At 44.6% G+C, this 8,470-nt stretch carries 12 protein-coding genes; 7 read left to right on the forward strand and 5 right to left on the reverse strand.

The features are described 5' to 3' along the window. The coding region (locus tag ACK5NH_RS17785) for a GntG family PLP-dependent aldolase (protein ID WP_416922207.1) at positions 1-568 on the reverse strand (568 nt) is incomplete at its 3' end. A 299-nt stretch (positions 569-867) separates the two neighbouring features. On the opposite strand from ACK5NH_RS17785, the gene ACK5NH_RS17790 reads away from it, so the two are divergent. From ACK5NH_RS17790 to tpx, 3 genes are all read left to right on the forward strand, one after another. Continuing rightward, entirely contained in the window at positions 868-1,443 is a 576-nt protein-coding gene (locus tag ACK5NH_RS17790) for an OmpA family protein (protein ID WP_416922222.1), read from the forward strand. 31 nt (positions 1,444-1,474) lie between these two features. Next, the gene (locus tag ACK5NH_RS17795; protein WP_416922209.1) at positions 1,475-2,302 is read left to right on the forward strand and encodes a mechanosensitive ion channel family protein; all 828 of its coding nucleotides are present in this window, start codon (positions 1,475-1,477) and stop codon (positions 2,300-2,302) included. A gap of 111 nt (positions 2,303-2,413) precedes the next feature. Next, complete coding sequence (gene tpx / locus ACK5NH_RS17800; RefSeq protein WP_416922211.1) at positions 2,414-3,004, forward strand: thiol peroxidase; 591 nt, start codon at positions 2,414-2,416, stop codon at positions 3,002-3,004. A 39-nt stretch (positions 3,005-3,043) separates the two neighbouring features. Here the strand turns inward: tpx and ACK5NH_RS17805 are convergent, their stop codons facing one another. Next, positions 3,044-3,685: a trimeric intracellular cation channel family protein gene (locus ACK5NH_RS17805; RefSeq protein WP_086904762.1), complete on the reverse strand. Its 642-nt coding sequence runs from the start codon at positions 3,683-3,685 to the stop codon at positions 3,044-3,046. A 353-nt stretch (positions 3,686-4,038) separates the two neighbouring features. After that, complete coding sequence (locus tag ACK5NH_RS17810; RefSeq protein WP_416922213.1) at positions 4,039-4,599, reverse strand: DUF4136 domain-containing protein; 561 nt, start codon at positions 4,597-4,599, stop codon at positions 4,039-4,041. 179 nt (positions 4,600-4,778) lie between these two features. On the opposite strand from ACK5NH_RS17810, the gene ACK5NH_RS17815 reads away from it, so the two are divergent. From ACK5NH_RS17815 to ruvX, 4 genes are all read left to right on the forward strand, one after another. Further along, positions 4,779-5,093, forward strand: coding sequence for a hypothetical protein (locus tag ACK5NH_RS17815; protein ID WP_416922215.1), 315 nt, complete (start codon positions 4,779-4,781; stop codon positions 5,091-5,093). 149 nt (positions 5,094-5,242) lie between these two features. Further along, positions 5,243-5,572, forward strand: coding sequence for a stress response translation initiation inhibitor YciH (gene yciH / locus ACK5NH_RS17820; protein ID WP_011625632.1), 330 nt, complete (start codon positions 5,243-5,245; stop codon positions 5,570-5,572). Between the two features lie 68 nt (positions 5,573-5,640). Further along, on the forward strand, positions 5,641-6,204 hold the full coding sequence (locus ACK5NH_RS17825; protein WP_416922217.1) for a YqgE/AlgH family protein: 564 nt from the start codon (positions 5,641-5,643) through the stop codon (positions 6,202-6,204). Between the two features lie 30 nt (positions 6,205-6,234). Next, complete coding sequence (gene ruvX, locus ACK5NH_RS17830) at positions 6,235-6,660, forward strand: Holliday junction resolvase RuvX (RefSeq protein ID WP_416922219.1); 426 nt, start codon at positions 6,235-6,237, stop codon at positions 6,658-6,660. Between the two features lie 60 nt (positions 6,661-6,720). Here ruvX and hemH read toward each other — a convergent pair whose 3' ends face one another. Together hemH and ACK5NH_RS17840 are read right to left on the reverse strand one after the other, a co-directional pair. Continuing rightward, positions 6,721-7,734: a ferrochelatase gene (gene hemH / locus ACK5NH_RS17835; protein ID WP_416922220.1), complete on the reverse strand. Its 1,014-nt coding sequence runs from the start codon at positions 7,732-7,734 to the stop codon at positions 6,721-6,723. Between the two features lie 40 nt (positions 7,735-7,774). Next, on the reverse strand, positions 7,775-8,308 hold the full coding sequence (locus ACK5NH_RS17840) for a glutathione peroxidase (protein ID WP_416922224.1): 534 nt from the start codon (positions 8,306-8,308) through the stop codon (positions 7,775-7,777). Positions 8,309-8,470 lie beyond the last annotated feature (162 nt).

Raw genomic sequence — 8,470 nt, forward strand, 5'->3', positions numbered from 1 at the left:
AATCGAAATGTCCCGCAATATCGGCAATTCCAATCCCCTGTGCCACGGCAGCATTAGCGACCCGTGCACCATCTAAATGAATTTTTAGCCCGCGCTGAAATGCCAGCGCCTGCGCATTGGCAAGATAAGTCTGAGGTAAGACTTTACCGCCGATAGTGTTTTCCAAGCTCAATAACCGCGTACGGGCAAAATGAATATCATCGGGCTTGATAGCCGCTTCAATATCGGCCAATGCAATGGTGCCATCAAGTTGATTTGTGAGCGGTTGTGGCTGAATACTCCCAAGCACTGCCGCACCACCACCTTCAAATTTATAGTTATGTGCCTGCTGACCACACAGATATTCATCCCCACGTTCGCAATGTGCCATCAGCGCGAGCAAATTGGCCTGAGTGCCTGATGCGGTAAAGAGCGCACTCTCGAAACCAAACATCTCAGCGGCCATATCTTGCAAACTGTTGACGGTCGGATCATCACCATAAACATCATCACCCACTTCAGCCCTCGACATGGCTAAGCGCATTGCCTCTGTTGGCTGGGTTACGGTATCACTGCGTAAATCTATCATCTTTTCCTCGACTTCTTCTGCCTATCCCCAACGCTGATATTGAGCGCTAGTGCGACTCTAGCCTCAAAGGAAAAATTTGTATAGTTTGCCGATATGTCTGCCGATAAAATCGACAAGAAGCCGATGTTATCTACACTGATGCAATTGATTTGCATCAAATAACGGGCAAAACTTGGCGTTAGGCCGATAAAAAGATAGAATACCCGACTAAGATGCTCATGCTAATGCAATGCAAATCTCTTAGTGGTTTTAACTATCGAAGATAAAATACAAGGTGATTTGTGGTGAAAATATCCGTAATGCAATGGATTCAATTAACGTGTTTAGCCTTGAGTTTAAGCATGATGTTGCCCGCTTATGCGTGGCAAGATACAGATCAAGACGGCGTCCCTGATATTAAAGATGCCTGTCCAAACACACCCGCAAACACCACTGTGATGGCTAATGGCTGTGTTTATCAAGCCGAAGAGCAAGCCAGCAATATCCAATGTGATCTTAATGACCCCAGTACTTATTCAGCCGCTGATTGTCATAATATTGAGACCGCGATTGTGTATTTTGAGTTTGCTATCGCCGAAGTAGATTTATCGCAATGGAAAGCTTTAGCCTTAGTGAAAGCTTTTTTAGACGCGAATACTGAGACTCGATTAACCTTAGTAGGGCATACGGATATTGTCGGTACGCCAGAGTTTAATTATCAGTTATCGCTACGACGGGCACAAAATGTGAAACGAATTTTGGTTGAAGACTACGGCTTCAATCCAAATCGCTTTACCGTTGTCGGTAAAGGTATATCTGAACCCGTTGCGGATAATCATTCCAGCGAAGGTCGCAGATTAAATCGACGAGTACAATTTATCGTCAATAATAACTAGTTTTGTTAGCGTATTTTTAGGGAGTAATTTAATGGAAAACCTAGAGGGTTTATTAAAGCAGGCACCGGATCTGGTCATGACCTATGGCTTAAAGATCTTATTTGCTCTGATTATTTTCTTCGTTGGTAAATATTTTTCTGGCGTTGCACAAAAGTTAGTGCGTAAGTTACTTAACAGCCGCAAGATTGACCCAACAGTGGTATCTTTTGTTGCTAACCTAGCTTGGGCTGTGGTGTTTGTGTTCACCATTATCGCCACCTTAGGTCAAATTGGTGTACAAACCGCCTCTTTAGTCGCCGTTATCGGTGCTGCAGGTTTAGCCGTAGGTTTAGCACTGCAAGGTTCTCTGTCTAACTTTGCCTCAGGCGTATTAATGGTATTATTCCGTCCATGCCGCGTGGGTGATTATATTGAAGCGGCGGGAATCGCCGGTACTGTTGATGAAATCACCATTTTCTCAACCAAATTAAGTACCCCAGATAATAAGGTTATTGTGGCGCCAAACTCATCAATCATGAATGGCACTATTACAAACTATTCTGCCCTAGAAAATCGTCGTATCGATTTAGTGATTGGCGTGTCTTATTCTGCAGATATTGCTCAAACCAAAAAGGTATTAACAGAGATTTTAGATAACAACCAATACGTACTGAAAGAGCCAGGCTACACAGTAGGTCTTTCTGAATTGGCGAATTCTTCAATCAACTTTGTGGTTCGTCCTTGGGTTAAAACCGCCGATTACTGGACAGCGCGTTTCCAAATTTTAGAACAAATCAAAAATGCACTCGATGCTGCAAACATTGAAATTCCGTTCCCACAAATGGATATTCATGTGAAGCAATTGCCAGAGAGCAAATAATCAGCATGCATATTAAAAGGCCGGTAAATACCGGCTTTTTTTATGGTGATGAATGGGGTTTTGGCGTACCTTAAGCCCATGTGCACAACATACCTGAGTACGGGAGAGAAAATGCAAAAGTATGTTTCGTTTCTAGCCGCTGGCTGTATTTTTAGTTTAATGGTCCTGAGCCCTAGCGCTATCGCCAATGATAAAACCCAAGTAATGATGGGAGACAAGACTGTCACTCTCGCAGGGAAATTACCCAAACTTGAGCAAATGGCGCCACGATTTAAAGTTGTCGATGAAAAATTTACTCCCATCAGCCTGAGTGACTTTAAGGGAAAAATCGTGCTGATCAGTGCAGTGCCCAGTTTAGATACTGGCGTCTGTGCGCTGCAAACTAAGCGTTTTAACAGCGAAGTCAGTCACTTCTCCGATGATGTAGTCATGCTGACCATAAGTACAGATTTGCCCTTCGCCCAAAAACGTTTCTGTAAGGTCGAAAATGTCGACAAAATCAAAGTGCTTTCCGACTCTGTATGGCGGGATTTTGGCGAGAAATATGGCTTATTGATTGAGGATTACGGCTTGCTCGCACGGGCCATCTTTATTATCGACGCCGAAGGTCAGCTTAAGTACCAAGAGCTGGTCCCAAATATTACCGAACATCCCAATTATGACGCCGCGCTTGAAGCGTTAAAAACCATTCAAGCACAGTAATAAAAATCAAAAAATGGGGCATTAAATGCCCCATTTTTATTAGTGCGTATGCTGATCGCCGTTGGCTTGATAGTCGAAGGTCGGCATAGACCAATGATAACGCAGTGCTAACATTCGCAAGCTAAAGCCAAGCGTTAAACAAATCACTAGATTAATCCACTCGGCCAATTGGTAGGCGTTGAGCGTGATATATAAGCCTGCGGTAAAGAGCGAAATCACCGCATAGAGTTCTTTCTTAAAAATCAGCGGCACTTGGTTACAGAGAATATCGCGGATCACGCCGCCAAATACTCCGGTGACCAACCCCATCACCACAGCAATCGTTGGACTAAATCCTAACATCAGCGTCTTTTGCGCACCGACAATCGAGAATACGGCTAAACCCAAGGCATCGATTGCCAAAAATAACTTAGATAGGTAACGCATGACTGGCGCAATGGCGACCGTTAATAGAGACGCAAATGCAATCGCAAGCAGGTAATGGACATTCTCGACCCAAATCAAAGGGTAATTTCCGAGCAGCATGTCTCTTAGGGTGCCACCACCAATTGCCGTCGCGCAGCCAATGATAACTACACCGAATAAGTCCATCTGCTTACGGCCCGCCGCTAATGCCCCTGTCATGGCTTCGGCTAAAATCCCAATCAACCATAATAATCCGATAAATTGCGCTTCTTGCATTTAAACTACTTATTACCCATGCATAAAGAATGGATTTTGCCTGATAATCCACGGACTGGATAATGAGATTATTTAAATTTTGTCATTAGAATATTTAATCTATTGGTAGTGTTTGTGCATTAGCCATTTCTACTTTTCTATATTGCGTTACACTGCAGCCCTTCAATAACAATGCATTAACCAATAGACGGCTGTACCTCTCATTCAATTAAGCTTATTTTTTGATAAGTTTTAATAAAGCATAATCAATTAAAATTTTAAAATTTGCAGAAAATTCATCTTAATGCCACTCAAGCCTAAATTTTGGCCACAAAAAAGCGGCCAAAGGGCCGCTTTTTTAGACTAAAAGTAAATTATTTGTTTTCAGGCTTTGGCGGGAAATTCGTCATCACACTGCCGACCGCTTCGTTGATCAGCTGTACTCTTTCCGAAGGGGTATTTTTATCACGGATAGTGTCTGCCACTGAGCCGCGCCAAATTAACTTAGCAGTTTTATTATCAACTAAATCAATGATCAGGGTGCCCACTTCATATTCTCTGACTGTGGTCTGGGTTTGCATGTTACCGCCCCAGCCCCAACCTGGGCCATAGTAAGGGTTATAGCCAAAATTGGTATTGAAGGTATCTACATTAATCTTCTTATCGATTTTGGTCAGATAGTTCACTAATACATCGGCATCTTTTGCATCGACCAAGGTCATGCCCTTAGATGAAAGCTGAGAATTCACCGCATCCCGCACGCGCTGATCCATTAAACCATCGAGGTGGTAACCCGAAGCATCGGTCTTTTGTGCGACCCACGCATAGGTCTTGTACTGAGTAAAATTGGCGCTAGGGTCAAAATCCCAACCCGACTTCAGCGAACTACAGGCACTCAGTGCCAGTACGGCTAAACCTACAATTATATTTTTCATGGTGATTTCCTTGGTCGTTCTTATCGAACACAAATAAGCCGAAAATAAATTTAGCTTACAGAGCAATGGACGGTTCTACAACTCAATATGATGAAAAAGCAGTGTGTTATTCAGCTTGACTTCAGCAATCAATTTAAATGATAATCATTATCACTTAAATTAATTAAGGGATAAATAACATGTACTGGTTCATTAGCGCATTAATTGTGGCATCGGCGATTTTCTGGTTCGCACCGCAAAAAGTCTCTGCTGATACCCATAACAGTAAGCTCACACCTCATCTCCCCATGATGTTGCTGTTTTTACCTTTAGTCGTATTGAGCTGGCTCGTGTTTGAGACTGCGTCGAACGGGGTGAATTACACCACGGTTGCCGCCTTTGGGTTTGTTGCCACCGCTTGCTTAATCGCCCTCCCTAAATTGCATCGTTTTATCATGCCCTGCGCCCTACTCACCGCATTGGCATTAATCGCTATGGTATTACAGCATCTCTAAGTCTGCTTTTTAAACATGCTACTTCCCTGCAAAGAGCTAGCATTGACCTTCGGCCACTTTCAGTCTCTGTCAGTGGCCTTTTTTTACCTCCCCGAAAGACGTTGAGTTTGGTAAACTTAAGCGGCGTATATTCAAATAAAAGATGACTTATGAGAGTAGATCCCAACGTTTCCTTAGTGTACAGCACAGATAAAGGCCGCATTACTGCCGAGCCAGAAGCCAAAGCTATCCCCGCATCCGATGGGATTGTGCGTATCCACAGAGACAGCAAAGGCCGCAAAGGTAAAGGTGTCTCGGTCATTTCAGGCCTAGGGCTTGATGAAGCGGGCTTAAAAGCCCTGGCACAAACCCTTAAAAAACAATGTGGTTGCGGCGGCACAGTCAAAGATTTCACTATCGAAGTGCAAACCGATAATCGCGAACAACTAAAACTACTGCTTGAAAAACAAAACTACAAAGTCAAATTAGCCGGCGGTTAATACGCCACCAGCCTAAGCCGCTGGATTTAATCTATTGGTCAACGCCTGTGGGCTGAACGGAGCATTTAATGGAGAGTTTGCAGAACCATTTTTTAATCGCCATGCCGTCGCTCGATGACACTTTTTTTGAGCGCACCGTCATCTATCTATGTGAGCACGATGAAAAAGGCGCTATGGGGCTAGTGATTAATAAACCATTGGGCATTGAAGTGAACTCATTGCTCGAACAGATGGATTTACCCGCTGATCAAGTGTCGACCGACCTCGCATTAGGCGCGCAGGTTTTAATGGGCGGCCCCGTGTCTCAAGATAGAGGCTTTGTCCTGCATACATCCCAGCCCTATTGGGCCAACAGTACAGAATTAAGCTCGGGCCTCATGCTCACCACCTCAAGGGATGTATTAACGGCGATTGGCAGCGAGCGCTCGCCGGAAAAATTTATCGTAGCATTAGGTTATGCGGGTTGGAGCAAAAACCAGCTGGAGCAAGAACTGGCCGATAACTCATGGCTGACTATTCCAGCAAATCAGGCCCTGCTCTTCGATGTCAAACACGAAGATAGATGGCAACAAGCGAGCCGCGCGCTCGGCTTTGATGCTTGGCAATTGTCATCACAGGCGGGCCACGCCTAGCCGATTTTATTGTGACGAGTGAATATAGAGATGAACGCAAAAACCGTTTTAGGTTTTGATTTTGGAACAAAAAGTATTGGCGTCGCCGTAGGGCAACAAATCACCGCCAGCGCCACCCCACTGTTATCCCTAAAAGCCGTCGACGGTATTCCCAATTGGGATGAAATCGGCAAGCTCATTAAAGAGTGGCAACCCGATTTAGTTATCGTAGGTTTACCGCTCAATATGGATGGCACAGAACAGGAAATGACCCACAGGGCGAGAAAATTCGCCAACCGACTAAATGCTAAGTTTGGGGTCAAAATTGTCACTCAGGATGAAAGATTGACCACCACAGATGCAAAAGCTCGGCTATTTGAACTCGGCGGCTTTAAAGCCCTCACCAAAGGTCAAGTCGATGCAGTGTCAGCTGTATTGATTGTCGAAAGCTATTTTGAAAATCATTTCGGTGAATGATAAGTCATAAAAACAAAAGGATAGCCTGAGCTATCCTTTTTTATTCAGCGGTTATAAAGCTTACAGATAGGGCTTAACCAAGTTCGCCATCATGCTGATATGGTCATCATTATCGTTCAGCGCAGGAATATAACGGAACTTCTCCCCGCCAGCATTAGCAAAAATATGGCCATTTTCACCGACGATCTCTTCTAAGGTCTCTAAGCAATCGGCGCTAAACGCTGGGCACACAATCGCCACATCTTTTACACCGTCACTCGGTAACGCCTGCATGGTTGCATCCGTGTAGGGCTGTAACCATTTGGCCTTACCAAAGCGAGATTGGAAAGTCATCACAAACTCATCCGCTGTGAACCCTAATTGCTCGGCCACTAGACGGGTCGTCTTCATGCAAAAGCAATAGTAAGGATCGCCTAAGTGCAGATTACGCTCCGGCATACCATGGTAAGAAAGCACTAACTTTTGTGGCTTGCCGTGTTGCTCAAAGTCGGCGCGAATTGAGTTCACCAATGCGGCAATAAAGTCGGGGTTATCATGATAAGTGTGAATAAAATGCAGCGATGGCAGGTAGCGCCACTGGGTTAATTCCCTTGCGATAGCGTCAAAAGCCGAGCCCGTTGTCGGCGCCGCATATTGTGGATAGAGCGGCAATACGACGAGCTTATCAATCCCCTGTTGATGCATCGTTTGCAAGGTGCTCGCCACCGAAGGATTGCCGTAACGCATAGCTAAATGCACAGATACTTGATGTCCATCGGACGTTAATTTATCCGATAACTTAGCTGTTTGGCGCAGGCTGATATCCATCAGCGGTGACCCCGCCTCAGTCCAGACCTTCTGATAGAGCGCTGCAGACTTAGCCGGGCGAACGCGCAGCACTATGCCATGCAAAATCAGCATCCAGAGCAGTTTTGGAATTTCGACCACCCGAGGATCGGATAAAAACTCGGCAAGGTAACGCCTCACCGCAGATGCCGTTGGCGCATCGGGTGTGCCAAGGTTAAGTAGCAACACACCCACTTTGCCACGCTTTGCGTGACCAATCTCTTTTGATAATCCTGAAAACCTAGCCAAAGTAGCCTCTTAAAAATGAGTAAATGAATAATAATGGGCGTTAAAGCACTGATTCTATAGCCTGCTTAAGCTCAGCACTATCGGGTTTAACCTTAGAATTAAACTGCTGCACAGTATTGCCATCGCCACTGACGACATACTTGTAGAAATTCCACTTAGGCGAGCCAGTTTTTTCCCCTAAGTATTTGAATACACTGTTAACATCACTGCCTCTCACGGGGGATGTCGCGAGCATAGTGAAGGTGACACCATAGTTGATGTAGCACACCTTAGCCGTGTCTTTTTCATCATTTTCTTCCTGGAAAAAATCATCGGAAGGGAACCCAATCACCACTAAGCCTTTGTCTTTGTATTCTTTATGAAGCGCTTCTAGAGCCTTAAATTGCGGAGTATAACCACAATTACTCGCAGTATTGACCAATAACACGGGCTTACCCTGAGTCAATTCACACAGATTGATTTTTTCATCCGAGTGCAATTTACGCACTTCAACATCAAGATAACTCGGGCAAGTCGCTGCAAATGCGCTAGTGCTTAACAGGCTGGCAAAGATAACTAAGGGGAGTTTCATCATAATGTCCTTCTTATGGGGTGCGCCAAGATTGGCAAACTCGTTATTGTCTATTACGTCACTCACTAATATAGAGATCATATTGAATAAAAAAATAAAAGCTACAGCGAGTTATCGATTGTCTTAAGTGATAAAAAAAGCAGCTCAAGGGAGCTGCTTTAACAT

Source organism: Shewanella sp., from assembly GCF_047975355.1.
Lineage (GTDB): Bacteria > Pseudomonadota > Gammaproteobacteria > Enterobacterales > Shewanellaceae > Shewanella.

Bases quoted from the DNA above. Each gene is read 5' to 3' on its own strand.
- ACK5NH_RS17790 (WP_416922222.1), top strand. From the start codon at position 868: ATGCAATGGATTCAATTAACGTGTTTAGCCTTGAGTTTAAGCATGATG.
- ACK5NH_RS17795 (WP_416922209.1), top strand. From the start codon at position 1,475: ATGGAAAACCTAGAGGGTTTATTAAAGCAGGCACCGGATCTGGTCATG.
- tpx (WP_416922211.1), top strand. From the start codon at position 2,414: ATGCAAAAGTATGTTTCGTTTCTAGCCGCTGGCTGTATTTTTAGTTTA.
- ACK5NH_RS17805 (WP_086904762.1), bottom strand. From the start codon at position 3,685: ATGCAAGAAGCGCAATTTATCGGATTATTATGGTTGATTGGGATTTTA.
- ACK5NH_RS17810 (WP_416922213.1), bottom strand. From the start codon at position 4,599: ATGAAAAATATAATTGTAGGTTTAGCCGTACTGGCACTGAGTGCCTGT.
- ACK5NH_RS17815 (WP_416922215.1), top strand. From the start codon at position 4,779: ATGTACTGGTTCATTAGCGCATTAATTGTGGCATCGGCGATTTTCTGG.
- yciH (WP_011625632.1), top strand. From the start codon at position 5,243: ATGAGAGTAGATCCCAACGTTTCCTTAGTGTACAGCACAGATAAAGGC.
- ACK5NH_RS17825 (WP_416922217.1), top strand. From the start codon at position 5,641: ATGGAGAGTTTGCAGAACCATTTTTTAATCGCCATGCCGTCGCTCGAT.
- ruvX (WP_416922219.1), top strand. From the start codon at position 6,235: ATGAACGCAAAAACCGTTTTAGGTTTTGATTTTGGAACAAAAAGTATT.
- ACK5NH_RS17840 (WP_416922224.1), bottom strand. From the start codon at position 8,308: ATGATGAAACTCCCCTTAGTTATCTTTGCCAGCCTGTTAAGCACTAGC.